25 protein-coding genes and 1 pseudogene are annotated in these 26461 nt (G+C 41.7%); 8 read left to right on the plus strand and 18 right to left on the minus strand.

The genetic code is table 11. The annotated features are described in order from the left end of the window. Window positions 1-86: 86 nt before the first annotated feature. Window positions 87-2405, minus strand: coding sequence for a PSD1 and planctomycete cytochrome C domain-containing protein (locus E0F88_RS22205; RefSeq protein ID WP_131960481.1), 2319 nt, complete (start codon window positions 2403-2405; stop codon window positions 87-89). A gap of 284 nt (window positions 2406-2689) precedes the next feature. Here E0F88_RS22205 and E0F88_RS22210 point away from each other — a divergent pair, with 284 nt between their 5' ends. After that, complete coding sequence (locus E0F88_RS22210; RefSeq protein WP_131960482.1) at window positions 2690-3604, plus strand: DUF1338 domain-containing protein; 915 nt, start codon at window positions 2690-2692, stop codon at window positions 3602-3604. Window positions 3605-3609: 5 nt separating this feature from the next. Here the strand turns inward: E0F88_RS22210 and E0F88_RS22215 are convergent, their stop codons facing one another. The 4 genes from E0F88_RS22215 to E0F88_RS22230 all read right to left on the minus strand — a co-directional run bounded on the left by E0F88_RS22215 (window position 3610) and on the right by E0F88_RS22230 (window position 6188). Then, window positions 3610-3909: a hypothetical protein gene (locus E0F88_RS22215; RefSeq protein ID WP_131960483.1), complete on the minus strand. Its 300-nt coding sequence runs from the start codon at window positions 3907-3909 to the stop codon at window positions 3610-3612. Further along, entirely contained in the window at window positions 3910-4092 is a 183-nt protein-coding gene (locus tag E0F88_RS22220) for a DUF4160 domain-containing protein (protein ID WP_374756322.1), read from the minus strand. Beyond that, window positions 4047-4172 carry a DUF4160 domain-containing protein gene (locus E0F88_RS34795; RefSeq protein ID WP_131960484.1) on the minus strand — a complete coding sequence of 42 codons (126 nt, stop codon included), beginning with the start codon at window positions 4170-4172 and terminating at the stop codon, window positions 4047-4049. Before E0F88_RS34795 ends, E0F88_RS22220 begins: the two co-directional genes overlap by 46 nt. Window positions 4173-4235: 63 nt before the next feature. Further along, entirely contained in the window at window positions 4236-6188 is a 1953-nt protein-coding gene (locus E0F88_RS22230) for an SGNH/GDSL hydrolase family protein (protein WP_131960485.1), read from the minus strand. Window positions 6189-6334: 146 nt separating this feature from the next. Here E0F88_RS22230 and E0F88_RS22235 point away from each other — a divergent pair, with 146 nt between their 5' ends. Continuing rightward, window positions 6335-6625 carry a hypothetical protein gene (locus E0F88_RS22235; RefSeq protein ID WP_131960486.1) on the plus strand — a complete coding sequence of 97 codons (291 nt, stop codon included), beginning with the start codon at window positions 6335-6337 and terminating at the stop codon, window positions 6623-6625. Between the two features lie 70 nt (window positions 6626-6695). Here E0F88_RS22235 and E0F88_RS22240 read toward each other — a convergent pair whose 3' ends face one another. From E0F88_RS22240 to E0F88_RS22260, 5 genes are all read right to left on the minus strand, one after another. Further along, window positions 6696-7574 carry an NAD(P)-dependent oxidoreductase gene (locus tag E0F88_RS22240; protein WP_131960487.1) on the minus strand — a complete coding sequence of 293 codons (879 nt, stop codon included), beginning with the start codon at window positions 7572-7574 and terminating at the stop codon, window positions 6696-6698. Between the two features lie 71 nt (window positions 7575-7645). Beyond that, complete coding sequence (locus E0F88_RS22245; RefSeq protein WP_131960488.1) at window positions 7646-9256, minus strand: acyl-CoA carboxylase subunit beta; 1611 nt, start codon at window positions 9254-9256, stop codon at window positions 7646-7648. Window positions 9257-9424: 168 nt separating this feature from the next. Beyond that, window positions 9425-10006, minus strand: coding sequence for a Uma2 family endonuclease (locus tag E0F88_RS22250; RefSeq protein ID WP_131960489.1), 582 nt, complete (start codon window positions 10004-10006; stop codon window positions 9425-9427). A 64-nt stretch (window positions 10007-10070) separates the two neighbouring features. Continuing rightward, window positions 10071-11039, minus strand: coding sequence for an MlaD family protein (locus E0F88_RS22255; protein ID WP_131960490.1), 969 nt, complete (start codon window positions 11037-11039; stop codon window positions 10071-10073). Between the two features lie 63 nt (window positions 11040-11102). Next, window positions 11103-11900, minus strand: a complete 798-nt coding sequence (locus E0F88_RS22260; RefSeq protein WP_131960491.1) for an N-acetylmuramoyl-L-alanine amidase family protein — start codon at window positions 11898-11900, stop codon at window positions 11103-11105. 73 nt (window positions 11901-11973) lie between these two features. Between E0F88_RS22260 and E0F88_RS22265 the strand changes: the two genes are divergently transcribed. After that, on the plus strand, window positions 11974-14853 hold the full coding sequence (locus E0F88_RS22265) for a putative LPS assembly protein LptD (protein WP_131960492.1): 2880 nt from the start codon (window positions 11974-11976) through the stop codon (window positions 14851-14853). An 84-nt stretch (window positions 14854-14937) separates the two neighbouring features. Here the strand turns inward: E0F88_RS22265 and E0F88_RS22270 are convergent, their stop codons facing one another. Beyond that, entirely contained in the window at window positions 14938-15333 is a 396-nt protein-coding gene (locus tag E0F88_RS22270) for a DUF1573 domain-containing protein (RefSeq protein ID WP_131960493.1), read from the minus strand. A gap of 209 nt (window positions 15334-15542) precedes the next feature. On the opposite strand from E0F88_RS22270, the gene E0F88_RS22275 reads away from it, so the two are divergent. The 4 genes and pseudogenes from E0F88_RS22275 (at window position 15543) to E0F88_RS22290 (ending at window position 20356) form a co-directional block, all read left to right on the plus strand. Beyond that, window positions 15543-17951 carry an alpha-ketoacid dehydrogenase subunit alpha/beta gene (locus E0F88_RS22275; RefSeq protein WP_131960494.1) on the plus strand — a complete coding sequence of 803 codons (2409 nt, stop codon included), beginning with the start codon at window positions 15543-15545 and terminating at the stop codon, window positions 17949-17951. 5 nt (window positions 17952-17956) lie between these two features. Continuing rightward, window positions 17957-18559, plus strand: a complete 603-nt coding sequence (locus tag E0F88_RS22280; RefSeq protein ID WP_131960495.1) for a sugar transferase — start codon at window positions 17957-17959, stop codon at window positions 18557-18559. A gap of 68 nt (window positions 18560-18627) precedes the next feature. Beyond that, complete coding sequence (locus tag E0F88_RS22285) at window positions 18628-19224, plus strand: NeuD/PglB/VioB family sugar acetyltransferase (RefSeq protein ID WP_131960496.1); 597 nt, start codon at window positions 18628-18630, stop codon at window positions 19222-19224. A gap of 53 nt (window positions 19225-19277) precedes the next feature. After that, window positions 19278-20356 (plus strand): annotated as a pseudogene (locus E0F88_RS22290) (DegT/DnrJ/EryC1/StrS family aminotransferase). A gap of 83 nt (window positions 20357-20439) precedes the next feature. Here the strand turns inward: E0F88_RS22290 and E0F88_RS22295 are convergent. The 4 genes from E0F88_RS22295 to E0F88_RS22310 all read right to left on the minus strand — a co-directional run bounded on the left by E0F88_RS22295 (window position 20440) and on the right by E0F88_RS22310 (window position 23051). After that, window positions 20440-21390, minus strand: a complete 951-nt coding sequence (locus E0F88_RS22295) for an FKBP-type peptidyl-prolyl cis-trans isomerase (protein ID WP_131960497.1) — start codon at window positions 21388-21390, stop codon at window positions 20440-20442. Window positions 21391-21458: 68 nt separating this feature from the next. Further along, window positions 21459-22106, minus strand: coding sequence for an endonuclease III (gene nth, locus E0F88_RS22300; protein ID WP_131960498.1), 648 nt, complete (start codon window positions 22104-22106; stop codon window positions 21459-21461). 122 nt (window positions 22107-22228) lie between these two features. Continuing rightward, the gene (locus E0F88_RS22305; protein WP_131960499.1) at window positions 22229-22477 is read right to left on the minus strand and encodes a hypothetical protein; all 249 of its coding nucleotides are present in this window, start codon (window positions 22475-22477) and stop codon (window positions 22229-22231) included. Continuing rightward, window positions 22452-23051 (minus strand): RNA polymerase sigma factor, encoded by a 600-nt coding sequence (locus E0F88_RS22310; protein ID WP_131960500.1) that lies wholly within the window; start codon window positions 23049-23051, stop codon window positions 22452-22454. The genes E0F88_RS22305 and E0F88_RS22310 overlap by 26 nt, the downstream gene beginning before the upstream one ends. 381 nt (window positions 23052-23432) lie before the next feature. Here E0F88_RS22310 and E0F88_RS22315 point away from each other — a divergent pair, with 381 nt between their 5' ends. After that, a complete protein-coding gene (locus E0F88_RS22315; RefSeq protein ID WP_131960501.1) occupies window positions 23433-24128 on the plus strand; it encodes a YjjG family noncanonical pyrimidine nucleotidase in 696 nt (231 codons plus the stop codon). Between the two features lies 1 nt (window position 24129). On the opposite strand, the gene E0F88_RS22320 is transcribed toward E0F88_RS22315, so the two are convergent. From E0F88_RS22320 to E0F88_RS22330, 3 genes are read right to left on the minus strand one after another with little or no spacing between them, the layout of a single operon-like run. Further along, window positions 24130-24954 carry a phytanoyl-CoA dioxygenase family protein gene (locus tag E0F88_RS22320; RefSeq protein ID WP_131960502.1) on the minus strand — a complete coding sequence of 275 codons (825 nt, stop codon included), beginning with the start codon at window positions 24952-24954 and terminating at the stop codon, window positions 24130-24132. A 41-nt stretch (window positions 24955-24995) separates the two neighbouring features. Continuing rightward, window positions 24996-25892, minus strand: a complete 897-nt coding sequence (locus tag E0F88_RS22325; RefSeq protein ID WP_131960503.1) for a S1 family peptidase — start codon at window positions 25890-25892, stop codon at window positions 24996-24998. Window positions 25893-25916: 24 nt separating this feature from the next. Further along, on the minus strand, window positions 25917-26459 hold the full coding sequence (locus tag E0F88_RS22330; protein WP_131960504.1) for a DUF2911 domain-containing protein: 543 nt from the start codon (window positions 26457-26459) through the stop codon (window positions 25917-25919). Window positions 26460-26461: the final 2 nt, after the last annotated feature.

Genomic DNA, 26461 nt, shown 5'->3' on the forward strand with positions numbered 1-26461 from the left:
TCGCAATAGACGCAATGGAATAGTTTAAATTCCTTCGCGCCCATTGCAGGTTCCATGGCGACTATTGCGGTTCATTTCCATTTTTCCTAAGACTTCGTAATCGTTTCCTCCATATTGTAAAGCGTGTTAATCACACGCATCAAAGCCGCAGCCTGATTTTCATTCACTTTCGCTTCATGCGGAAATTCGCCAACATTCAATACTTTATGTGCGTGTTTTTTATCTTTTGAAAAAACAGCTGCTTCTTCATTGTAATAATTCACCAGCAATTTCAATTCTTTTTCAGTAGGGTTACGACAGACAATACGCTGAAACGACTCTTTAATTTTTTCTTCCGTTACCGAAGATTTAATGGTAAGTCGCTCTGCCAGCACGCGGGAAGCTTCCAGTACAGTCGGGTCGTTAAGCATCACCAAGGCCTGCAAGGGTGTATTCGTTTTGGATCGTTTTATTTCACAGTGATCCCGGTTGCTGGCATCAAAAATAATCATGGATGGAGGTGGTACAGTAAGTTTGATAAAAGTATACATGCCTCTTCTGTAAAGCGCTCCACCTCTGTCCTGCTGATAACTTCTCAAAGATCCACGCCCGGATGTTGCAGATTCCCATAAACCTTTTGGCTGATACGGTTTTACGCTCGGCCCGCCAATTTTCGGATTTAATAAGCCGCTGGTAGACAATACCATATCCCGGACAAATTCCGCCGGCAAGCGGTACCGCGGCCCCCGCGACAGATAGATATTATCCGGGTCCGTCTTTAACTTTTCCTGCGTAATCTTTGCTGACTGCCGATAAGTTGCAGAGGTAACAACCTGTTTAACAAGCCGTTTGATATCCCAGTTGTAATTCATAAAATCAACTGCAAGCCAGTCAAGCAATGCAGGATTTGTTGGCAATTCGCCCTGCATACCAAAATCACCTGTACTTTTTACCAAACCTCGTCCAAAGAATTCCTGCCAGACTTGATTCACAAAAACCCTGGCTGTTAAGGGATTGTTTTTACTGGTTGTCCATCTGGCAAGCCCAAGCCGGTTTTGGGGCAGTTTGGTGGTATCAAATTTCATAACTGACGGAAGTCCTGAGGCTGTAACAACTTTTCCAGGCGCATCATAAACACCCCGGTTCAGAACATGTGTCGCCCGCAATGTATCCCGTTCTCCCATCACCGATACAATCAGCCGGCTGGTATCAGGCCTGTTGATAAAAGAAAGCAAAGTTTTGGCTTCCTGATCCGTGATGCTCATCATCGGATTTTTGGCCGGCTTCGATTGGGACACATCGCCCTCATAACCAACTTCTTTTGAATTATTAAAAAATGCAAAAAGCCGGTAGTAATCTTCCTGGGAGATCGGATCGTACTTGTGGTCGTGGCACTGCGCACATTCTACTGTCAGGCCTAAGATACCTGTGCTGTATGTTTTTGTTTTATCAATGTTGTATTCAATTCTGTATTCTTCCGGGATCACGCCGCCTTCTTCCGTATACTTGTGATTTCTGAAAAATGCAGTAGCCAGAACCTGCTCTTTACTTGCATTGGGTAACATATCGCCTGCAATTTGCCAGGTCAGAAACTGATCATACGACATGTTTTTATTGAAAGCATTAATCAGCCAGTCGCGCCACGGCCATTGCGTTCTTACCTCATCGTCCTGATAACCGTATGAATCCGCATAACGGGCCATATCCAGCCAGTATACCGACATTTTTTCACCATACGTTTTCTGACTGATCAGTTCGCTGACAATATTTTCGTAAGCCTTTTCACTTTTGTCTGCCTCAAATTTCCGCTGCATTTCCAGTGTTGGCGGCAGTCCGGTGAGATCCAGTGCAACCCTTTTTAACAAGTGACTTTTGTCTGCTTCGTCATTTGGCACTAATCCTGCACGCTCCATTTTTTGCAGTACAAAATAATCGATTTCATTTTTAGGCCATTCCTTTTTCTCAACCTCAGGAACCTTTGGAAGTACAGGCGTGGTAAATGCCCAATGTTTTTCATATCTGGCGCCTTGTTCAATCCATTTTTTTACCGTCCCAACTTCCGTCTCACTCAAAAGCCCAAGGTGTGACTCGGGCGTCGGCATCTGATATTCAGGATCAATGGAGATGATTCTTTTGTACAGCTCAGATTGTTCTGGTTTGCCGGGAAAGATGGCGACACCTTTTCCATCCTTCAATTTTGCATAAGCACTTTCGGCCATATCCAATCGCAATCCGGCTTCCCGTTTTTTTGCATCCGGGCCATGGCATGCGAAACACTTATCAGATAAAATAGGCCTGATATCAAAATTATAACTGACTGTTTGTTCTGATGAACTCTTTTTTACCGTATTTTTCTGGTAACAGGAAGCAACCATCATTCCTATAAACAGTAATATTCCAGCTGCTAAGAAAACAGGTTTTTTCATGGGTTCAGGCACTCTCTGGGTTAAAGAAACGTTCTTGTAATATTTATAAAACAAATTTCTAAACTATTATTTTCTTACCCTACTATATTTTATAAAATATTTTAATAAATCTAATAATATTTCCCTTTAAGCAGAAATCATTTTAGTATTTAGCTGTTCTTTATCTTTACAAAGAACATTTGATATCTATTTCTATTCATTGCAGGAAAATTAAATTATAGGCAAAGGGATTTAAAAAAATATCAAAAATCAGAAAATTGAAGTAACAAGACAGACCAAATCTCATGGAAAACACTTCATTGAAAAAATCAGAAACACTGGATATCGTTTTAAACGGCCTCATGCGGCGTTACTCGGAACGCGTACCGGATGTGAAAACAATTATCGATGCCATGGTCAGTAAGGGTATTGTTGAGAGAAGTGAAACAATCGAAAATGATCATATTGCTTTCAGGACGATGGGCGTTCCGCAACTGGGCGTAAAGTCATTTGAAAAAATATTTTTGCATTACGGTTATGAAAAAAGAGATCATTACTTTTTCGAAGGTAAAAAACTTGATGCATGGTGGTACAGTCCTCCGAGAGAAACCGATCCAAGGATATTTGTGAGTGAACTGCGTGTCGGAGACCTTTCCGAAGAGAGCCAGAAAATCATTCACAGTTATACCGACCAGGTAATATCAGACCCCGCAGACAGTCTTGATCTTGACAATGGCCTTGAGGTGGATGATTTTTTACACAAACCATTGTGGAGAACGCCAAGCGCTGCCGACTATCAGGCGCTGCTCAAAGAAAGTGAGTATGCCGCGTGGGTGATCTACAACCGTTATTACCTCAATCATTTTACCATCAGTGTACATAATCTGCCCGATGGTTATAGCACAGTAGCTCAGTTTAACAATTTCCTGGAAGGCATTGGGATCAAACTGAATACGTCGGGAGGAAAAATAAAAGAGAGCCCTGACGGCGGCCTTATTCAAAGTGCCACTGTGGCGGAAATGATAAATGCAGATTTTGCCGACGGAGAAACTCTTCGTATTTCCGGATCTTATGTAGAATTTGCTGAACGCAGAATACTGCCTGAATTTCAGAGTTTACCTTCTGAGCAAATTACCAGAAAACATCGCCGCGACGGTTTTGAAGCAGCCAATGCAGACAAGATTTTTGAAAGTACTTATACGACGCAGACGGCAAGGTGATAGGCTTATGAAACCAGTACTGATTTTTCAAATAAAACATCCGGACAAAAATCCAATGGTGCAGAAATAACGTTGCCATCATAATCTTGCATCGTAGCCAGACCTTCCCAATATATGGTACGTCCATCCGTTTTAGCCTGCATAAAAGTATCCTCATTTAATATTTTAAAGAAAACACTTTTGTCTTTATCAAAATAATCAGACAAGAATTTACTAAAATCTATTCGTCTCACTTCATTATTGGTCCATAGCGCATCGACAGTGAAAGGGCTAACCGATACTATTTTTCTTACTCTTGGATTCATTTATTGTAGCGGTTTAATTTTTCGTAGTTGCCCGTTATCTTTTTGGGACTCCAGATAATTATTTATGAGTTCTTCCCTATAGAGCTCTACCCATGCCTGAATAAGTCTTGTTTGTTTTCTGGGTAAATCTCCTATGATTATATACCTGTTTCTATTGAGAACTGAGCTTCTTGTCCTCCATATTCTGCATGAAAATGCGGAGGCAAGTGATCTTTGAAACACATATATATTACTATTCCAAAAAAACGTGAAATTTCCGGCATTGGTTCGATTATGTTAGGGACAATTGTTGATTAGAGAACTTGGAATAGAGCAAATTATCCCTCTCACTCATTCACCAGAAAGTAAACCACCCGACAAGCATTTCCACTACTCTTCTCATTTTTATCAGAAGCAATGGTTAAATGCAGAGTATGTTTGGCTGACGAAAGCTCATCGGACAAAACCAGGTACCAGGGCAAATGAAGCTGTGTGCTCCATTGCGTAAAAAGATCAAGTGTCTGAGCCTTTTTGCCGTCAATGGAATAAGAAATTTTTCCTGCATCAGGACCTGAAATGATCGCGATACCCACAGCCCGGCCTTTAAATTCAAAATCAAAAGAAGCACCGGCGCTTTCACCTACCAGCATCGGGACCTCAACAAATCCGGCACGCGTTGATACTTTTTCTTTTGGTTTCCAATTCGGATCTACCGCAAATCCATGTAACTTTTTAGCTTCTTCAACCGGATGATAACTTGCTTTTTCATAGGAGAATTTATCTATGGGAACAGGCAGTTTTGACACACCGGTTTCTGCCGGCTCTATTTTCAAAAGTTCTTTAATGGCCTGGAAATATACTTCCTGACCGTATGGTGAAGGATGCAGGTCTTTAAAATCATACTTCCACGAAAACTCTCCTGCTTCGATACGATCGTAAACTTCTTTGGCAAGATTGATGTAAGCTGCACCGTAATATCTGGCTACTTTTTCGTGAACATCTACTTCAACCGGCTGCTTCCCTGACTTATAAACCACGTTTTTTGCAGGTTCGGCAAACGCCATCATGACGACGTTCGCTTTTGGATTTTTAAGATACATTTGCCTTAAAATACCTTCCAGTGCCTTAATCTGAGCCTTTCCACTGAATCCATTTCCACGGTCGTTCACAGCAGCTTCCACGAAAAGTAAATCTGGTGTTCCTTTTGCCAAAACGTCCCTTTCAAAACGAAATGCATGCGGCGTGCTTCCCAAAGATGGAATTCCGGCTGTTATAAATGTAAATTCTGTCTCGGGAAATTTTTCCTGAAGATACTGCGAAGTTTTATCCCGCCAGCCAGGGTTATGGGTAATCGACCCGCCCAGGAATGCAACTGTACCTTTTTTGGTATTTCTAAATTGAGTATAAGCATTAAATAAACCTTTATTAGACTCAATATACGGAGTATGTGAAAGTATCTTTTGAACAGGTATACTGTTGTTATAAATAAAATCGGCAAACAGTTCGGGATGTTCGATTGGGAAATGATGGCCTTCCAATGTCTGCTCCCCGCGTGTCATCGGGTAAACGCTGATCGGCCCGCCAAGCTTTAAATAATTCTGAACCAGCAAATCGGAATTCTCCGCGGGTGGTACAAGCTTGTCCTGTAATCCGATAACATGTAAAATAGGAACCTTAAATGACGCTAAACCGGCCAGATCATTTAAAGGAATATCTTTAAAATCCAGGGCTTCACTTTCTGACATTCCATACTGTTTCAGCCAGAGTGCCCAGTCGTTCTCAGAACCTGCTCCCCTGCCTTTGCCACCCGGCCAGCTTTTTGGATCACAAACCGGTGCTTCGGCATAAATACAGCTTACTTTATCCGGATTGCGTTTTGCCCAGCCGTATACATACAGCCCACCCCGGCTGACACCTTCCAGTGCAACCTTTTGTGAAAATTGTTTTTCTCTGACCAGATAGTCGTAGAAATTATCCCAGACCTGCATGGCCTTTGGATGACCAAACATATCGTTAGTATTTACATAAACCACATGAAAACCTCTGGCGAGCAAAATACTGTCCATTTCTGTATGCCAGGCAGGAAAGTGAGCACGCCAAATCCATGGATTTCCCGGTGCCGGCTGTTTCGGCTTAACATACCAGGCATCTCTGCCTTCAAACTTGAATTCCTGTTTTTGAAAACCTTTCCAGTTGGTGGATGTTTCAGATATCGTCTTTGTAGTTTGAGCAAAAGTACCAGGAGTGCTTAAATTAGCAGCCAGTAAAAACAGCAGTATTTTCTTGTAGAGATTCTTCATAAAATCAAAAGATACGGCGATCCGAAATTTACCGGCACGACTTACTTTTGGTTTAAAAAAATTATAAGTCACTGCATAAGTCATTATTGGCAAACGTCTTTGGCATGGTATTTTAACTCTTCTCGATATCATTAAATGAAAAGTTTATGGATAAGATTGAGAAATATAAGTCGATGGAAAAAATTCTTCGTGAAATCGAGGATTTGAAAAATAGTGAAACTGCCGTGATCAAAAAGATCGGACAGATTGAAACTGAAAATATGAATGTAAACATTCAGGATCTTGAAAAGTCTATCGCACAGATTTACGATGGTGCTTACAAAAACCTGGAAAATATAGAAGGGTTACACACTACGTTCACCGAAACGGTGTCAGACTTTAAAGAAAAAAATAATATTACTGATGAGATGTTGCTTGAATTTAGTGAATCAAATTAGCGCATGATCAATAAAATAAAAAACAGAAAAGCTGCCGGAACATGGCAGCTTTTCTGTTTTTGGCTAAATCTTAAAGTCCGGCATCGTCAGAGGCACCTTGTGCCAGGGCTCCCCAGTCCAGATTATCTCTCCCCTTAGCAATTGCAGAAATAAACCGGTTTCTGATTAAATCGGCCATTGGCATAGGAACATGAACATCTAAAGCCGTCTTAAGTGTCAGATTAATGTCTTTTAAACCTAGCGGCAGCCTGAAAGCCACCGGTTCATAAACCTGCTGCGCTACGATTTTTCCATAATTTTGAAAAATCGGTGCTGCAAACAAAGTCTGTGTGAGCATTTCATAAATACTTTGGCGGGAAATTCCATTTTTTTCGGCCATTGTAAAAGCTTCTCCCATCATTTCAAGACTTGCCGCAATCATGAAATTTCCAGCAAGCTTCACTACATTAGCTGCACCGGGATCATCCCCAAAATCATAAATTCCTCTCACAAAAGTCTGGAGAATCGGTTTAACACGTTCCCTTGCTTCCGGATTTCCTGAAACACAAATGTTTCCCACTTTCGCCACAACAGCTTCCGGCCGGGCGAAAATAGGAGCAGCAACATAATGCACCTTACTCCATGAATGAATTTTAGCCAATTGGCGGGCAGTTTCAGGCGCGATCGTACTCATGGAAACATGAATACCGCCTTCTCCAAGTTTCTCTATTAATTCAAGAGAAAATATTTCTTCCAAAGCTGCATCATCCGCCAAAACAGAAAATACGATACCGCCGGGTGTAATTGCTTCCAAAGGGTCTTCCACAACTTTTGCGCCCAACGCTGCAAGAGAATCCGCTTTGGATTTTGTTCTGTTCCAAACTGTCAGTTCAAATCCGGCTTTTACCAGACTTTCGGCAATGGGTGTTCCAAGGTTTCCCAAACCAAGGAAAGTTATTTTTTCAGACATATTTTTCTATTAATCCGAAATTTCTTCCGGGGTTAAAAATTATTATCAATTTAATATTCATTATCAAACGCTTACACCTGCATCACACCTACGTTAAATGCTTTTTCAATCGGAGCCTGATTTGCAGCTTCAATCCCGACAGATATGATTTTCCTTGTTTCAACAGGATCAATAATCCCGTCTACCCACAGTCTTGCTGCCGCATAATAAGGTGAGAGTTCTTGATTGTACCTTTCTGTAATTTGATCAAGCAAAGCTTTTTCCGCCTCCGGGGTTATTGTTTCTCCTTTTGCTTTCAGTGTTGCAGTTTGTATCTGAAGTAATGTTTTGGCAGCAGTAGCACCGCTCATAACTGCCATTTGGGCCGTTGGCCATGCATAAATCAGCCGGGGGTCATAGGCTTTTCCACACATTGCATAATTTCCGGCGCCATACGAATTCCCAACAATGAAGGTGAATTTTGGCACAACCGAATTCGCTACAGCATTCACCATCTTGGCTCCGTCTTTGATAATTCCGCCCTGTTCTGCACGGCTTCCTACCATGAAACCGGTAACATCGTGAAAAAAGACAAGCGGAATTTTCTTTTGGTTACAATTCATGATAAAACGGGCAGCTTTGTCCGCAGATTCACCATAAATAACCCCACCCATCTGCATTTCGCCTTTGCCGGATTTTACCATTTTTCGCTGATTGGCAACAATTCCTACCGCCCAGCCATCAATTCTGGCATAGGCACAGATTAACGTTTTCCCATAATCAGGTTTATATTCATCCAGTTCCGAGGCGTCCGTTATACATTCCAGAATTTGCAGCATATCATACGGCTTCAAACGGTCTGTTGGGAGAATCTCATAAATGTCTTCCAGAGGCCGCTTCGGAGTGACAGCTGCTTTTTGGTCAAATCCGGCATTTTCCGGACGACCAATTTTATCTATGTGCCGCTTAATAGCGTCCAGACAGGATTCATCATCAGGGAATTTATTATCAGTTACACCGGATATTTCGCAGTGCATAGAAGCACCTCCAAGCGTTTCCGAATCCACATCTTCTCCTACGGAAGATTTCACCAGATATGGACCAGCCAGATAAACCGAACTGCCTTCTACGATAAAAGCCTCGTCGGACATAATCGGCAAATAAGCGCCTCCGGCCACACAACTTCCCATAATCGCTGCAAGCTGAACAATTCCCATGGAAGACATTTTTGCATTATTCCTGAAAATGCGTCCAAAATGTTCCTTGTCCGCAAATACTTCCGATTGCAAAGGCAGGTAAACGCCTGCACTATCTACCAGATAAATTACCGGCAGGCGATTTTCCATGGCTACTTCCTGCGCACGTAAGTTCTTTTTAGCAGCAATTGGAAACCAGGCACCTGCTTTCACGGTAGCGTCGTTGGCAACAATCATGCATAATTTACCGGATACATAGCCAATTCCTGTCACCACACCTGCTGAAGGGCAGCCGCCTTCTTCCTCATACATTCCGTCCGCAGTAAAAGCTCCGATTTCAGTAAAAGAAGAATCAGGATCAATCAGGTAATTGATTCTTTCCCGTGCCGTGAGCCTGCCTTTTTTATGCTGAGCATCTATTTTTTTCTGACCTCCGCCTAATTTTACCTGTTCATATTTCAGGTTAAGCTTTGTCAACAATTCCTGTATACTTTCCTGATTTGTCATAGTTTGATGATTGAATTGAATATCATAATAAGACAAAAAGCCTTTAATCCTATTAGCTGCCTTCAAAAATAAAAAGTCGTTCACCCGTAAGTAAACGACTTTTATTCAATGTTAATATGTTTTAAACGTCGGCTTCCAGCTTTACGCCCTCATCCGAAAGATACTTAGCTATGTTAAAAAATGCCCGTCTAATAATTCAATATCCTGGTTCCAATCCTTCGTAATCCAGTCAGTATCCTTCCTGGCAATCATTACTTTCCGGCTTGCAGTAAAAATCCAGATTACTTTTTCAACTCCAAAATTTAGTAATATCTGCGATTTGATATGAAGATAGTCCAGATCCTTGTCCTTTGAAATATCAATTTTAGTATCCACTTCCAAAACGATATTGGGAGCAACATCAGAATACTTATTATGGACATTGGCTGCTGTAAACACAGATCGGTCAAAAATATTTACATCCCCTGAAAGATTCGTCCCTTCACCCAGGTGTAAGTCTAACTCATTGGTGAGAGAAATATATTTTTGTTCATTCAGATTTCTAAAAATGAATCTGAGTAAATAACTGATGATAAAGCTTTGTAGTGTGCTGCTTCCCATAATATCATCCAGAGATTTTTTTTTATTCAAAACCTCTTTATAACCACGGTAGTATAATGGTTGACTGTCCATCACTTCATAAATCAGCGATTCGGGAATTTCGGTTTCTGTAACATTTTCAACATCTGTTACTTCCTCTTTCGTCAACATAAGATCCTCCTTTCCCGTTTTTCTTTAAGCAATATAACAAATTTAGAGAAGCAGACGAAATCGCCTATTTGATCCGCGTAGTTGTATCAGGTACGGATTCAGCCGGGCCGGTTTCTTTTTTTCCAAAAACAGAAAGATGAACATACCGTTTTGGATGTTCACGCAAATTGGTCATCAGTTTATTGAGGCTAACCATCGTGCTATTCAGATTGTTATAAAGCGTTTCGTCTTTAATCAACTTACCTGCGGTTCCTTTTCCGGACTGAACGCTTGCCAGTATCTGACGCAGCTCAGCAATGGTGCGGTTAGCGCTTTGTACCGTTTCTCCAAGCCGTAAAGCATTAAGTGAATCTGCGAGTGTGCCGGTTTTGGCAAGTAATGGTTTAAGCTCCTTCTCCGTTTCTACCAAAGAAGTTGAAAGTTTATTAAGGTTGGTTGTAATTGCCAGTAAATTTCTGCGGTTTTCGGTAAGCAATCCCTGCACATCACTTCCTGCCTGGTCGTAGTTTTTCAAAACCTGATTTAATATCTGTCCTGTTTCTCTGAAACCGGCAGCAACAAGGTCAAGGTTTCTCACCAAAGAATCAGCATGTGTTACAAGCGGAAGGGCCTTTTCCTGTAACAAAGCCGAAATCCCTGCTTCTTTCATAGCCGACAAAGTATCCCCGTCAGACAAAGCACTTGCGGATTTGCCAAGTACCAAATGGATTACTTTTCCTCCCAACAGACCTCCGTCGGCCAATGTTGCAATGGATCCTTCGGGTATCGCCACACCTTTTTGTATATCCAGACTTACCAGAAGTTTATTCTGGCGGGTTTGAAGAAGTTTAATACCCTGCACACGTCCGACATTTAACCCGTTCAGTAAAACCGGATTGGAAGCTGTAAGTCCGTCAATATTGTCGTAAATAACGTAATAAGTATATGTTCTGGAAAAAACATCAGAACCTTTAAGGATGTGAAAGCCGAAGTATAACATAACAATCGCAACAATAGCCATTGCTCCTACTTTCGCTTCTTTTGATATTTTCATGAGCTAAAAATTTGCTTTGGTTATAACCGAAGCATAAAACAAAATTATTTGTTACCCGACTGGTTAACTGTCCATACTCTTTTTATATACTTTAAAGGCTTCATGGATGGATTTGGCAACTTCTTCCTGGCCGTCCTTTGAACCTAAATACTCTTCTTCATCGGGTGTGGACAAAAACCCGGTTTCAATAAGTACACTCGGCATGGACGCTCTCCATAACACAAGAAAACCCGCTTGTTTTACACCACGGCTGTCGCGCCCGGAAACGGACTGAAACTTCTTTTCAACCTGTTGTGCAAATCGCAAACTACTTGATATAAACGCACTCTGATAGTTTGCCAGCATGATATGTGCCAGAGGGGAACTGGGGTCAAATCCCTTGTACTTTTGCTTGTAATTTGTTTCCTGTAAAATAACCGAGTTTTCCCTTCTCGCAACATCCAGGTTACCCTCAGTTTTATGCAAACCCATCACAAACGTCTCTGTGCCTCTTACACTTCTTGAATTAGGCGTAGCATTACAGTGAATTGAAATAAACAGGTCAGCATTATTACGGTTTGCGAAAGCAGAACGTTCCCCTAATTCAATAAATACATCGGTTGACCGGGTATATAAAACCTTAACATTCGGCGTTTCTTCTTTAATTTGTCTGCCAAGTTCCAGAGCAACGGCCAGAGCAACATCTTTTTCCTTAGTAGTACGCCCTCTGGTTCCGGGATCTTTTCCTCCATGGCCGGCATCTATTACAACCGTATTAACTCTGCTGTCTACATGTGCGATAACCGGTTCCTGCTGGAAAGCAAACGCGAGACTGGCTATTAAGAATGAGGCTGTAATCAGGGTTTTAAGAACTTTTAACATTATTTTTTAGTTACGGCGATGCTCATTAGCGGTTTCTCCACTAATTTTGAATTCTTATGCAAAAATACTCTATTTGTTAGAACTGAAAAGAAAGGCGATTATTATATCGCTGGGATTTGTCGCGTTTCTTTTAATAGGCACAGTGGGATGTGTGCAATTGCGCTCGGGGCGATCAGGGAAAAACCTTAACAAAGAAAAGGGTTCTAACCAGGCTGCGTCAAAGGCGGACACGATTGGTATACCCAAACAGGTACAGCCCAAAAACCCGCTAGATTCCTCTAAATCAGCTATATCTATTTCCAAAGATTCATTAGCCATCCGGGATTCGATAGCGGTGGCAACGGATTCAACTGCATCGGATACGCTCTCCAATCCTGATGATCTGCAGTATATAGTTAAATATGATTCGGATGATTCTACGATTTCGGACGTTGCTTTAAAACAAGTGCATCTGTATGGTAATGCTGTGGTAACGTACGGAACCATTAACCTGAAAGCTAATTATATAAGACTAAACTGGGTTACCAATGAAGTGTATGCAATTGGAACCTATGATTCAACTGCGAAGAAAATGGTTGGGGAACCCATTTTCCAGGATGGAGCACAAACTTACAATACGAAGGAGATCCGTTATAACTTCAAATCAAAAAAGGCTTTAATTCAGGGGATTATAACAACTGAGGGCGATGGTAACATTCGTGGAGAAAAAGTAAAAAAAGATGCTGAAGGAAATTTTTACATCCAGCATTCGATGTATACAACCTGTAACCTGACGCACCCGCACTACTTTATCAATGCTCCCAAAATTAAAATGGTCAACCAGAAGCAGGTTATTTCCGGCCCGTTTAACCTGGTGATTGGCGATGTCCCTTTGCCAATAGCGTTGCCTTTTGGGTTTTTCCCTTTCCCAAAAAAGAAAGAGATCGGAACCTCCGGTATTCTTTTCCCGACTTATGGCGAAGAACCCAATGGAAGAGGCTTTTACCTCAGAGACGGAGGTTATTATTTTGCAATAAGTGAATTTATCAATGCTTCCATAACCGGACAGATTTACTCATCCGGAAGCTGGGGAGTGGGATTGGCATCCACGTATTCAAGGCGTTACCAGTACAATGGAAATTTTGCCTTCCGGATTGCGCGCAACCGTTCCAGTGATGAAATTAAAAGAGCTTCCGGACAGGGTGTTTCCAATGATTTCAGTTTGATATGGTCGCACGCTCCAAAAGCGAGAGGAAATTCGACCTTTTCAGCAAACGTGAATGTCACCAGTAATAGTTATAACCAAACACAGGAGCTCAATATTTCAAAATACACCTCCAACGTTGCTACGTCATCCGTTCAGTATACTCGTACGATGGGACAATATCTGCGCGGTGCAGCAAGTATAAGGGTTAATCAGAACTTTGGACAAATTAATGACAGTACACAAAGAAGAGAAGGAGGAAAAACGAATATTTCTTCTGATTTCAGTTTTGGTGTAAACCAAATTGCTCCGTTCGCCCTAAATGGCGGCACAGGAAGATGGTATGAAAGTTTCCGTCTGGGCCTGGATTTTAGCGGAAACTATGCCCTGACAAATTCCCTCTCAGCCATTGATACTTCCTTTTCAAGACTTGGTTTCCGGGTGAGTAACATCAAAGTAGCACCTGAACGGGTTAATACTGCTCAAGTTATTCCTTTTAATATTGGCAATTTACCTTTTATGCTAAAGGATGCCCAGTTTACAGGACGTTACAGCTTGCCCATTTCACTTCCAAACTTTAAAATACTTCGTTTCATAAACCTAACCCCGAGTATGTCGCTGCAGGGTGAAGTATTTACCAAGCAATATAAATATACTTATGCAGGCGCAAACAGTGTACAGATAGACACACTTAACAAACCCGGAACAGAATATTCTTACTCCTTTGGTGGCGGATTAAATACTCGTTTCTATGGCACCTTTTTTGTCAGGGGAAGACGCCTGGAAGCGATAAGACATACTGTAATTCCATCTTTATCTTTCAGTTATACACCAGATTTCACTGGCGAAAGTTTTGGGTTTTACGAAAAAGTTCAATATAATGAAGCCGGCGACACAAAACGTTTGTCACGCTTTCGCGGCGTCGGAACGGGTATCAGCGACGGACGGGCCTCCAGTGTCGTTTCATTTAGTTTGAACAACTCATTTGAGATGAAACTGAAATCAAAAAGTGACACCGCTGCATCCCAGTTTGAGAAGGTTTCTTTGCTTGATAACCTGAGTTTAGGAGGAAGCTACAATTTACTGGCAGATTCACTCAACTTGTCCAATATTACAGTAAATGCCAACGCACGGATTGGGAAAAACCTCAATCTGAACTTTAACATGAACCTGGATCCTTATGCTTATGAAGCCAACCCAAATGTTATTGGTAACCAGATTGGTACAAAAATAAACAGATATGCAATTACCGAGGGACAAGGTATTGCAGGTCTTCAGAACCTTGGATTTACGCTTGGTACCAGTTTTTCTCCCAAAAGCTCTTCGGACAAGAAGAAACCGGCACCGGGAGGTAACAGCACGTCAACACCGGAACAGCGTGAGTTTGTACAGAATAATCCCGATCTCTACGTGGATTTTACCATACCCTGGAATATTTCTTTGAACTACAACTTTGGCCTGACAAAGCCTGGATTATCCAGTGCACAGCTTATTCAGGCAGTACAGGCTACAGGCGATTTGAGCCTTTCAAAGAATTTTAAGATCAGTGTAAATACCGGTTTCGACTTTACTGCATTTCAACCAACAATTACCTCGCTGACATTATACCGCGATTTACATTGCTGGGACATGAGTTTAAGCTGGACACCTTTTGCAGGAAGTGCATCACGGGTAAGCAATTACAACTTCACGTTAAAAGTGAAATCCAGTATCCTTCAGGACCTGAAAGTAACCCGCCGCCGGTCGTTCCGCGACTTGTCGGATTACTAGAAATTACCCCTTCATAGTTTATAGGCACAAAAAAATAGCCATCTTACTCAGATGGCTACCAGGATTTTAACGGTAAAGTCTAAATTACTTTGAAGATTTTGCAGCAGGTTTAGTAACCACTTCACCGTTCAGGTATAAAGTAATTGAACCACCTTCTGTGTTACTGAAAACAGTAACAGGCTTATTGAAAGGACCAGCCGCAGCAGCGTTAAATGTTGCTTTGATGGTTCCGGTTTTTCCAGGAAGAACAGGAGTTTTAGACCATTCAGGAGTTGTACATCCACAAGAAACAGTTACGTTAGAGATCACAACAGGATCAGATCCGGTGTTGGTGAACGTAAAAATGTTGGTAACAGGAGTGCCCTGAGGAACCTGGCCGAATTTGTGTGTTTCTTCTTTAAACTTCAAAACACCTTTTTGGGCAAAACTAACAGTGGTTAAACCAATGAATAAAACCAGTGCTGAAAAAAATACTTTCATAATCGGATTGTTACATTTAGTGGTGAAAAAAATAATTCAAGAACAAGATTAGTGCTTAAAAGTTAAATTTAATAAACATTAACCAATATTAACAAAGGTCTTTAAAGTTGTTGTGAATATTGCTGGGAATATTAATTTCCTGCATAATTTTGGCTTGCATCCAAAAAAATGTAATTTAACTACGGATTCATACCCCGTAACTTTTGCTTATGCTTCAAAATGATAGTTTGACCGGTTCCAGCGTGTTGAGTAAGGAGAATATTACAGATGACTATCGCCTGGTTTGCGAGAGTCGCCAGGTAAGTTTATTGGGAAGAAAGGATACAATGGGCGGCCGTTCTAAATTCGGCATTTTTGGAGATGGAAAAGAAGTAGCACAAATTGCACTTGCGCGTGCATTTCGCAAAGGCGATTTTCGCTCAGGATATTACAGGGACCAAACGATTGAAGCCGCTTTGGGGAACCTTACCTGGCAGCAGTTTTTTGCCCAAATGTATGCACATGCTGACTTACAGCATGAACCGAGTACCGGAGGCCGGTCAATGAACGGGCATTTTTCTACGAGGTGGCTGGATGAAAACGGGCTGTGGCTGGACCAGACCCAAATATATAATTCGGTTTGTGATATATCTTCCACCGCGGGTCAGATTCCCCGTGCGGTAGGATTGGCTTACGCTTCAAAACTGTTCAAAAAAAATAAGGATATTCAATACCTGACCAATTTCTCAGATCAGGGAAAAGAGATTGTTTTTGCTACCATCGGTGATGCTTCCACTTCTCAGGGCATGTTTCTGGAATCAATGAATGCAGCAGGCGTGTTGCAGATTCCGCTCCTGACTTCGGTTTGGGATGACGGTTACGGAATTTCAGTTCCTATTGAATATCAGACGACTAAATCAAGCATATCAAAAGCATTGGCCGGTCTTCAGCGCAACGAAGATGAACCGGGCATGGAAATTATTACCGTTTCCGGTTGGGATTATCCTGCATTGATTGAAACCTACGAACGCGCAGCCAGAATCTGCCGGGAAGAGCAGGTACCTGTTTTAGTACATGTCACAGAGTTAACTCAGCCGCAGGGCCATTCCACTTCCGGCTCGCATGAAAGATATAAATCCAAACAAAGGCTGAAGTGGGAAAATGACCGGGATTGTAATTTAAGATTCCGGGACTGGATCCTCAGAAACGGGTATTCAACCGAGGAAGAACTCGAACGCATTGAAGCCGAAGCAAAGGAAACAGCAAGCCAGGCCCGTAATCAGGCATGGCAGGCTTATAGAAAAGATCTTGATAAAGAATATCTGGGCACAATTCAGCTGTTGCAAAATGCAATGCAGGAGAGTGCGTTTACTTCTGAAATAAGCAATATTGTTCTGGAATTATCCAAAACCTATCTGCCTGTCAGAAAGGATATGGTTTCCAGCATTCGTAAAGCGCTGCGGCTGATGGCCTCAGAAAGCAGTCAAAGCAAAACTGAATTACAGGATTGTCTTAGAACCAGCCTGAAAGACAATGCCGAAAGATTCAGCACCCATCTTTACAGTAATTCGCCTGAATCACCCATGCTGGTTGAGCCGGTTAAACCGGTTTACTCGGAGGAAAGTCCAACCGTGGACGGCCGCGAAGTGATCCGGATGTTCTTTAATTCACTTTTCGAAAAAGACCCGCGTATTGTTTCGCTCGGCGAAGATGTAGGTATGATCGGTGACGTGAACCAGGGCATGGCTGGCTTACAGGAAAAATTTGGTCAGATCAGGATAACCGATACCGGTATCCGTGAAGCGACGATCATCGGTCAGGGCATCGGAATGGCAATGCGCGGTTTGCGCCCTATCGTTGAAATTCAGTACTTTGACTATATTTATTATGCATTAGCGACTTTAACAGATGACCTTGCTTCATTACGTTATCGCACCGCCGGCGGTCAAAAAGCGCCCTTGATCGTACGTACGCGTGGCCATCGCCTTGAAGGAATCTGGCATTCCGGCTCTCCGATGGGGACGATGCTGAGCAGCCTTCGCGGAATGCATGTTATTGTCCCAAGAAACTTTACCCAGGCAGCCGGGTTCTATAATACACTGATAAAAGGTGATGATCCTGCCCTGGTAATCGAACCTTTAAATTCATACCGGCAAAAGGAAGTGCTTCCTGATAATATCGGTGAGATTTGTCTTCCGCTGGGACAACCTGAAATCCTGAAAGAAGGAAAGGATATAACAATCGTAACCTACGGATCGATGTGCCGGATTGTGATGGAAGCCGCTGTACAGCTTGAAAAACTGGGTATAGAAGCTGAAATTATCGACGTACAAACGCTTTTACCATTTGATGTTAACAGCAGTATTGTTGAGTCTATCAAGAAAACGAACCGGGTTATTTTTGCCGACGAAGATGTTCCGGGCAGCGCATCGGCCTATATGATGCAGCAGGTAATCGAAAAACAACAGGCATATCGCTGGCTGGATTCCGCTCCTGTTACGATTGCAGCGAAAGACCATCGTCCTCCCTATGGTTCAGACGGAGATTATTTCACGAAGCCAAACATGGACGACGTACTGGAAAAGGCTTACAACATGATGCGGGAAACGAATCCTGTATCATTTCCTGAGTTATTTTAGTTTAAATGTATAAACCGGCAGGAAAAAGAATTTTAGATCTTGTATTAGCGGGGAGCGGACTGATCATCCTTTCTCCGCTTTTTCTTTTACTGACCCTGCTGTTATGTTTTGTAAATAAAGGAAAACCCTTCTTTTATCAGCATCGCCCCGGTTTAAACGGAAAACTTTTCAAGCTGATTAAATTCAGAACGATGGCTGATGAAAGGGATGCTTCATCATCAGACTCCGAACGTATTACAGAAGTAGGCCATTGGTTAAGGCGACAGTCGCTCGATGAAATCCCTCAACTTCTTAACGTATTATCGGGAAAAATGAGCCTGGTAGGTCCCAGACCTTTGCTCAAAGAATATTTACCTCTCTACAATTCTTTTCAATTTCAGCGTCATCAGGTAAAACCCGGTGTTACCGGCTGGGCACAAGTCAATGGCAGAAACGCAATTTCCTGGGAAAAGAAATTTGAACTGGATGTCTGGTATGTTCACAACGTTTCGCTGCGGCTTGATATAAAAATACTTTTTCTGACATTTAAGAAATTGATTTTCAGGACAACCACGATCAAGAGGGAAACTTCCATTCCTGATAAATTTACAGGAAGCAGTAAAATTTAATATGTCAATTAATTACCAAAAACCTGATTTGCCGTACTAACTGCAGTTTCAATCTGAATCAACAGTTTATGCTTCTTTACGGCGCAGGCGGACATGCCAAAGCGATTCTAAGCTGCTTACTTGTCGATGGTGAACAAGTACCTGCCATTTTTGATGACGCACCCGATAGACCTGAAATTTCGGGTGTTACCATTCATGGTAAATACAGTCCGTCTCTTTTTGATACTGAATCACTGGTAATCGCTATCGGAGACAACAAGACCCGACGTCTTGTCTCGGAAAAAGTCAGCCATACTTTTGGAGTTGTTCAGCATTCATCGGCACTTATTGATCCGGATGTCATCATTAACAAGGGCGCTGTTATGCTCCATGGGAGCATTATACAAACAGGCTCAGTAATTGGCCATCATGTTATCATTAATACTCGCGTGAGTGTAAATCATGATTGCCTGGTCGCTGACTTCGTGCATCTTGCTCCCGGCGTAATTGTATGCGGGAACGTAAATGTTGGAGAAAATACATTCATTGGTGCAGGAAGCGTTGTTTGTCCAAATATCACAATAGGAATCAACTGTTTTATAGCTGCCGGCACCGTTATCACACAACACATTCCTGACGGTTCCATAGTTCGCGGCAATCCGGGCAGAATTATCAGGACAATATAATGAATCCGCAAAACAAAATCCTGCTTTCTCCGCCACACATGAGCGGCCGGGAAATGTTATACATTGAACAGGCATTTGCACAAAACTGGATTGCCCCCGTCGGCCCGAACATTGACAATTTTGAAAAAGAGCTGGCCAAGTATATCGGCAGCAAACACGCCGCAGCGTTAAACTCCGGAACAGCAGCTTTGCATTTGGCGCTCATTCTTTTAAATGTCAAACAAAATGATATTGTGCTTTGCCAGTCCTTAACCTTTGCTGCCAGTGCAAACCCGATTGTTTATCAGGGAGCCACCCCGGTTTTTATTGATAGTGAAAAGAGAGCTGGAATATTTGCCCGGACGCACTGGAAGATGCTCTAAAGTATTATACACAAGCCGGCAGAAAACCCAAAGCGGTAATCGGCGTGCATTTATATGGAATGCCCTGCAAGCTGGATGAAATACTATACCTCTGCGAAAAATATGAAGTTCCTTTTATTGAAGATGCTGCTGAAGCCCTGGGTTCAACTTACCGTGGAAAGAAACTGGGCAGCTTTGGCGAAATGAGTGTTATTTCCTTCAATGGCAACAAGATCATCACGACCTCTGGTGGAGGCGCTCTTTTATCCAGCAAAGAAAATCTGATTACCAAAGCCAAGTTTTTAGCTTCGCAAGCGCGGGAAGATGCTGTTCACTACGAACATGCAGAAACTGGCTACAACTACCGGATGAGTAATATTAGTGCAGGAATTGGCAGAGGGCAATTGGAAGTGATTGAAGAAAGAGTAAACCAACGAAGAGCGAACTACTATTTTTACGAGGAAAGATTAAAAAATCTACCCGGCCTGACTTTCCAGGAAGAAACTCCCAATTCATTTTCTAATCGCTGGTTAACTGCTATTTTAATCGATCCGACTTTATCAGGAGGAACGACCCGGGGAAGTATAAGAAAACACCTATTAGAAGAAAACATTGAATCCCGGCCGGTATGGAAACCCATGCATTTACAACCGGTTTTTAAAGATGCAGCTTATTTTGGAGGAAATGTGGCTGAGGGTATCTTTGAGAAGGGACTTTGTTTGCCGTCGGGGTCGGGGTTAACATCAAATGAAATTGAAAGAATAATTCATATGATTAGAATAAATCACTGAAAAGAAAACACCTCCGGACTTGCTTTCAGCCATCCGGAGGTGTTTTCTTTTATGAAGGAGTTAACTATTTTTTTAATAACTTATTATAAAACCTCAACCTCAAACACAATTGGCTGATATGGTCTTATAGAAAAATTAGTCTGTGCAGAATTTACGACGCCATTTTTAGCATAAGCAATAGCAGAAGGTAGTATTAAAGTTGCCTTCTCTCCTGTTTTTAACCTACGAATACCGCGGTCAAAACCAGTAATGAGATTATTTCTACCTGTGCCGGTGGTAAACTCCAAGGGGTTAGTACCAGGATCAAAAACAGTTCCGTCAAGCAACTTACCTACATACTTGATTTTAACGGCCTTGTTTGATCCGAGGGTATCTCCTGTTGTAACTGGGGTTGTTTTAACGATTACTAAGTTATCGCTTGTTCTTTCAGATACCGTTAGTTTTTTTGCCGCTATATACTCATTAATTTGCTCGATTTCTGTTCGCTTGCCTACAAACTCCATGTCTATTCTAACCGGTGAATATGTTGGGATAGTTGCGTTTGTTGAATAGCCCGTCAGTACATTAGTATAGTTACCAAATCCTAAATAAAAGGGAACCAGAAGTTTAATCTTCTCACCTGTACGCATGGTATTTAGTGCCAGCTCCATCCCTGGCAAAACAAAGCGAAATCCTGTATAAAAGGGAAATTTACTAGACTTGACAGTATCTCTTTCTGATGTCCAAATTCTAGTACCGTCTAAAAGATACATGTTATACCTAACAGTCACTTCTTCTCCTACCGCAGCCTTAGTTCCTATTGGATTTGAGGTAACAGTTGAGTAATAAAACCCCTGAGAATCTCTGGTTACACTTAGTGAGCTGTCAGCAATGTATTTTTCAATAGCCTGTTCATTTTCTACAATCTTCTGCTCTTCCTCACTGTTATCCATCCCCTTATTACACGACACCAACCCCACTACAACAGCAGACAGAACGCTCATTTTCAAATACCTACTAATCATCTTTTTTACTTTTATTTTTGATTTATACAAATTTGTAAAAACTCCACAGCATGGTAGACTCTATAAAATTGGAAATGGTTGCAAACTTTATGAAAAAATTAAGCAACCACTCTCTTTTCATAATACGCACAAAAGAATTTTAAATTGCAGATGTCGCATTTAGGCGTGCGTGCCACACATACATAACGCCCATGTAATATAAGCCAGTGATGCGCCTTTGGTACAAGCGCGGAAGGAATATGTTTCATCAGCATTTTTTCCACGGCAAAAGGTGTTGTCGCTGTAGACGGCACAAGCCCTATACGGTGCGACACTCTGAAAACGTGTGTATCAACAGCCATAGCCGGTTGATTAAATATTACGGAAGCAATCACATTTGCCGTCTTCCTTCCCACACCCGGCAGTTTCTGAAGCTCATCAATTGATGCGGGAATCTCCGAGTCAAACTGATCAACGAGCATCCTGGCCATACCTACCAAATGTTTGCTTTTATTATTGGGATAAGATATGGAGCGAATGTAGGAAAACACTTCCTCTGCATTTGATAAAGCCAACGATTCCGGATCCGGGAAACGCTCAAAAAGCGGAGGCGTAACAATATTAACTCTCTTATCCGTGCATTGCGCTGATAGAATAACTGAAACCAGCAACTCGTAAGGATTGCCATAATGAAGTTCGGTTTCAGGTTCCGGAAAGTTTGTGGTAAAATAATCCAGAAGTAATCTGAAACGCTCTTTTCTCTGCATAAATAATCAAAATGTCAAGATATGACAATATAAAACCAGGGCGGCTGATTTATCCGTCCTGAGCTAACAAAATAAGCCAGCTAATATTACACTAGCTGGTAAGAAAAAGACCGGCGGCTTCTTTAACAAGAAAGAGCAGTCGGTCTTTTTGGTGAAAATTGTTGTGAATATCTGAGAACCTGACCTATCGTCCGATCTGTTGGATTCCGGACAATTTTGTTCATCTGGCTTTTAATTTCCAGAGAATCAATGTAAAAGTTCATCAAATCGTCATCGAGCGCTAAGGCTTCAACAATCTGGTCGTTTTCATTTTCTGTTGTCTCCGAATATAAATACCGGACAACGTCATCGTAGGTAAAAGTTTTTGTCATACTGTGGGGCACGTTGGTTGAACTGCTTACGCAAATTTATCAACGCGTAACGCATCCTACCCAATGCCGTATTTATACTCACACCCGTCGCATCAGCAATTTCCTGAAAACTCATGTCCTCATAATGACGCATGATCAGTACCTGCTTTTGTACATCCGGCAACCTCTGGATCATCTCCCTAAGCTGCTCATGTGTTTCCTGCCGAATCTGGACTGACTCTACGGAATCTTCCGAAAAGTCCAGCGTATTGAATACACTGCTTCCATCTTCGAACACTACATTGGGGTAGCGTTTATCGCGTCTGAAATAATCAATGGCGAGGTTGTGTGCGATTCGTATGATCCAGGGCAAAAATTTGCCCTCATCGTTATATCTACCTCCTTTTATCGTGTCAACGGCCTTAATAAATGTGTCCTGTAATAAATCCTCGGCAACATATTGGTCCTTGACAATCAGATAAATAGTGGTGTATATTCTGGACTTATGGCGCTGAACAAGCTTTTCGAAGGCTTTTTCATTACCACGGATATACAATGTTACCAACTCACTGTCGCTAACTTGGACTTTCTCCATTTTTACTATTCGATTTAGTTAACGTAGAGCGGTTCGTCGATATTGTTTCTCCTTTCTTTTAAAATGATAAAATGAAGTGCTGATGCGGGTCTTTTCAATATTGTTAATCAAAGAAATAGATTTGCCAAATGATTTGCAAATGTTTATGTTTCTTTTTTTACTAAATTTTTTTCAATTAACAGATGTTAACAACCTGAGGGTAACTTTATAACTATTTCCGCCACAAACTGCTTCCGTGTTCATATTATACCAAATAATTGAACTTATCAAATAACATACGACAAGGGCCGGCCATTCAGATCAAATTTGAAATTAAATTTTAATAAAAATCATTTTTTTACAATAATTGAACTTTTTCCAAATATTGAATTTTTCCCAGAAATGAAATATAAGCATCTTTTTTTTGATCTCGATCATACACTATGGGATTTTGAACGAAACTCGTCAGAATCACTGGAAGATATTTTTCACAACATGCTGCTCAAAGAATGCGGCGTGACGTCATTAGAGCATTTTATAGAATCGTTTTTACGTATCAATACACGCCTTTGGGATGATTTTGACAAAGGAATATTGCACCATAGCTATATACGTCAAAACCGGTTTCTGATGGTTTTTGAAGAATTAGGTATTGCTCTTCCGGACAATCATCTGGAAATCGGTGACCTTTACCTGAATACATTACCTGATAAAAAACATTTGCTTGAAGGTGCGCTGGATACTTTAAACTATGCTAAATCTGCGGGTTATCAGATGCATATCGTCACCAACGGATTCACCGAAATACAGGCACGAAAGATCGCCAGTTCCGGAATAAGCCATTTTTTTGAAAATGTGATCACTTTTGAAAATGCCAACGCAAAAAAACCTGACCCTGGAATTTTCGCTTACGCTTTGGAGTCTGCAAAAGCTAACAAAGAAGAATGTATCATGATTGGTGATAACTGGGTGGCTGATGTGCTTGGTGCAAAGCAGTTTGGGTTGGACACCGTTTACTACAATCCCGCCGGATTAAAATTCGACCAGGAGCCAACTTATGATATCCGCAGACTGGAAGAACTGAAATCTATTTTATAAATTAATAACTAAAAAGCAGTGGGTTAAGATAGCTGTCAGGATGAGAGCCAATCTCTTTTGATGCCAGCCACGTTTCCCAGTCTGCCTGTTGATACGAATTCTGAGGGTGGGTGATAAGCTGATCCTGGTCCATATAGATCATTGTCATTACTTTTCTGGCGCTGCCTGATAAATTGGCACCAGCCCGATGGAACAACCACCCCGAATGAAAACTGACTTCTCCCAAATCAAAAGGCGTTTCGTTGAGATTAAACTGTGTAAGCTGGGAAGCCATAATGGCCTCACTTTCATCACTGATCTCAAGATTGCGTCCTATTTCCACGTTATGACTTTTTTCCGCAAAAGCCAGCGGCCCCATTTCCATCAAAGTTTTTTGTAAAGGTATCCAGACAGTCACCGTTTTAGGAGAGGAAAGGGGCCAGTAAAATTGATCAGCATGCCAGGGTGTGATACCTCCGGAAGATTCTTTATAAAGCGCCTGATCATGGTATAACCTGACACCTTTTACTTCCATCAGATCAGCAGCGATTTTAGCCAGTCGTTTTGAGAATACAAAATCTTTCACCTCCTCATTTTCCCGCCAGAGATTCATAACCTGAAGGAAAGCGCGTTCGTAGGTCGTTCTTTCTTCCATGGGCTTGGTTAACTGATTAAGTTTAAAAACCCATTCAGTAATAATATCTCCATAGTAAGCAAGAAGTGAGTCACTTAACACATTTTTGAGTTTCACATATCCGTATTCTCTAAAAAAAGCAACCGATTCTGCCGGAAGCTCATACGGCTCTTCAAGTTGTTGTTCAAATGATCGTATTTCAGTAGTTTCCATTTAGCAGACATTTCTATTAAAAAGAAAATCAGCTGTAAAAACTACCCAAGATCGTCGGATTCATAAAATGATACCTTTTTCTCGCGAAGAAACTGTTTGATCACATCCACATGAACACACTGACCAACATTTAGAAAAGGATAATTTGAAACTCTTTTACGATGCCCGTCGGTAATTACTTCTCTATTAACCTGATCAAACCCAAGATGTAAATGCCTGGTAGAGCTTTGCATCCCATAAATAATTCCACCAGGATCAAACAACGGACCTCCGCTTTGTCCGCGCAAACCGGGCGTACTCATTTCAATACCCGTAATTTCATTATTCTCTCCGATGTGCCTGGTAACAATTCCGTCTATGGGAAAGCTGGGCGTATTGATCCGGCCTGTTTTTAACCATTCAATATCGTTGATATCCTTATTATACCGATAATTGGTAAACTCGGGAAAAGGATAACCCAGCCGGCACAGATACCTACCCTGTTTCACCATTCTGGAATCTTTCAGAAACCGGGCAGCTCCCTGATATTGCAGGGAAGAAAAATCCTTAAACTGGATGATGGCCAGATCCTGAGTCGGATGCAGGTGAACTGAGAGACTTTTATAAGCTGAAACACAATTGATAAAATTAAACAGTATTCTGACCGGAGTTTCTGCGTTGATCTTATACTTGCTTTCCAGTAACTGTCGCTGTGTGTTGAAACTAGGATCGCGTTCAAACCTTCGCAACTCGCCTGAAAACTTCATGTAGTTTTCGTAAACAGAATTGGCATACAGAATCTGCCTTGCAACATGCCGGCATGTGACCGCAAAACCATCCTGATTAACAAAAAATAAGGTGGCAGTTCCCGGTACGATATCTGTCCCCGTATAATAACGCAAAATAAAATGAACGGGACGCGTAAACCTGTCCACGTTTTCAATGGCTTCGACAAACATAATAAAGGGTTGGAAGGGCAAAAATTATTGGGGTTTGATAGAAACGACCGCTTCTGTCTGATCCCAACTTAAAATCATATTTACTCCAACTGGCTGTTCTTCGAAGTAAATGGTAAATAACTGTTGTATTCCCGACCGGATCCGGATTGGGACTTCACACTGGAAAACATCTTTTCCGTCGTTATATTCTGTCCCCCACTGACCGGTTTCTGAATTCAAAATCACTTTCCAGGTACCCGGCCCCGGCACTGTCCACAACGAATACTGGCCAGCTTTTACCGGTTTTCCTGCGAAGATTACATTTTGTGGTAAATCAATGATTGTCGCTTCATTGGCACCTGTCCTCCATACTTTTTCATAAGGAACCAGGGCATTGTCCTGCTGTCTGCCAAAAATATACCTCCCTTTTTTTGCAGGCCTGCCATAACTCACCTCAATTTCCAGCCCCCTCTGGTCATAAACAACAGAGGCTTCAGGACTGAACGACTTGGTATAACGCTTATAGACTAAAAAACTGACTACCAGGAATAATACAAAAGAAACAATGAGGAGGAGAGGTTTTTTCATAA

It is taken from the genome of Dyadobacter psychrotolerans (assembly GCF_004349265.1).
GTDB classification, from domain to species: Bacteria; Bacteroidota; Bacteroidia; order Cytophagales; family Spirosomataceae; genus Dyadobacter; species Dyadobacter psychrotolerans.

What these genes read in the sequence shown, in the direction of transcription:
- E0F88_RS34795 (WP_131960484.1), bottom strand. Translation starts at nt 4,172, where the DNA reads ATGCCGGAAATTTCACGTTTTTTTGGAATAGTAATATATATGTGTTTC.
- E0F88_RS22280 (WP_131960495.1), top strand. Translation starts at nt 17,957, where the DNA reads ATGTATAAACCGGCAGGAAAAAGAATTTTAGATCTTGTATTAGCGGGG.
- E0F88_RS22260 (WP_131960491.1), bottom strand. Translation starts at nt 11,900, where the DNA reads ATGTTAAAAGTTCTTAAAACCCTGATTACAGCCTCATTCTTAATAGCC.
- E0F88_RS22215 (WP_131960483.1), bottom strand. Translation starts at nt 3,909, where the DNA reads ATGAATCCAAGAGTAAGAAAAATAGTATCGGTTAGCCCTTTCACTGTC.
- nth (WP_131960498.1), bottom strand. Translation starts at nt 22,106, where the DNA reads ATGCAGAGAAAAGAGCGTTTCAGATTACTTCTGGATTATTTTACCACA.
- E0F88_RS22240 (WP_131960487.1), bottom strand. Translation starts at nt 7,574, where the DNA reads ATGTCTGAAAAAATAACTTTCCTTGGTTTGGGAAACCTTGGAACACCC.
- E0F88_RS22205 (WP_131960481.1), bottom strand. Translation starts at nt 2,405, where the DNA reads ATGAAAAAACCTGTTTTCTTAGCAGCTGGAATATTACTGTTTATAGGA.
- E0F88_RS22235 (WP_131960486.1), top strand. Translation starts at nt 6,335, where the DNA reads ATGGATAAGATTGAGAAATATAAGTCGATGGAAAAAATTCTTCGTGAA.
- E0F88_RS22270 (WP_131960493.1), bottom strand. Translation starts at nt 15,333, where the DNA reads ATGAAAGTATTTTTTTCAGCACTGGTTTTATTCATTGGTTTAACCACT.
- E0F88_RS22285 (WP_131960496.1), top strand. Translation starts at nt 18,628, where the DNA reads ATGCTTCTTTACGGCGCAGGCGGACATGCCAAAGCGATTCTAAGCTGC.
- E0F88_RS22275 (WP_131960494.1), top strand. Translation starts at nt 15,543, where the DNA reads ATGCTTCAAAATGATAGTTTGACCGGTTCCAGCGTGTTGAGTAAGGAG.
- E0F88_RS22315 (WP_131960501.1), top strand. Translation starts at nt 23,433, where the DNA reads ATGAAATATAAGCATCTTTTTTTTGATCTCGATCATACACTATGGGAT.
- E0F88_RS22255 (WP_131960490.1), bottom strand. Translation starts at nt 11,039, where the DNA reads ATGAAAATATCAAAAGAAGCGAAAGTAGGAGCAATGGCTATTGTTGCG.
- E0F88_RS22250 (WP_131960489.1), bottom strand. Translation starts at nt 10,006, where the DNA reads ATGTTGACGAAAGAGGAAGTAACAGATGTTGAAAATGTTACAGAAACC.
- E0F88_RS22210 (WP_131960482.1), top strand. Translation starts at nt 2,690, where the DNA reads ATGGAAAACACTTCATTGAAAAAATCAGAAACACTGGATATCGTTTTA.
- E0F88_RS22320 (WP_131960502.1), bottom strand. Translation starts at nt 24,954, where the DNA reads ATGGAAACTACTGAAATACGATCATTTGAACAACAACTTGAAGAGCCG.
- E0F88_RS22245 (WP_131960488.1), bottom strand. Translation starts at nt 9,256, where the DNA reads ATGACAAATCAGGAAAGTATACAGGAATTGTTGACAAAGCTTAACCTG.
- E0F88_RS22305 (WP_131960499.1), bottom strand. Translation starts at nt 22,477, where the DNA reads ATGACAAAAACTTTTACCTACGATGACGTTGTCCGGTATTTATATTCG.
- E0F88_RS22230 (WP_131960485.1), bottom strand. Translation starts at nt 6,188, where the DNA reads ATGAAGAATCTCTACAAGAAAATACTGCTGTTTTTACTGGCTGCTAAT.
- E0F88_RS22310 (WP_131960500.1), bottom strand. Translation starts at nt 23,051, where the DNA reads ATGGAGAAAGTCCAAGTTAGCGACAGTGAGTTGGTAACATTGTATATC.
- E0F88_RS22325 (WP_131960503.1), bottom strand. Translation starts at nt 25,892, where the DNA reads ATGTTTGTCGAAGCCATTGAAAACGTGGACAGGTTTACGCGTCCCGTT.
- E0F88_RS22330 (WP_131960504.1), bottom strand. Translation starts at nt 26,459, where the DNA reads ATGAAAAAACCTCTCCTCCTCATTGTTTCTTTTGTATTATTCCTGGTA.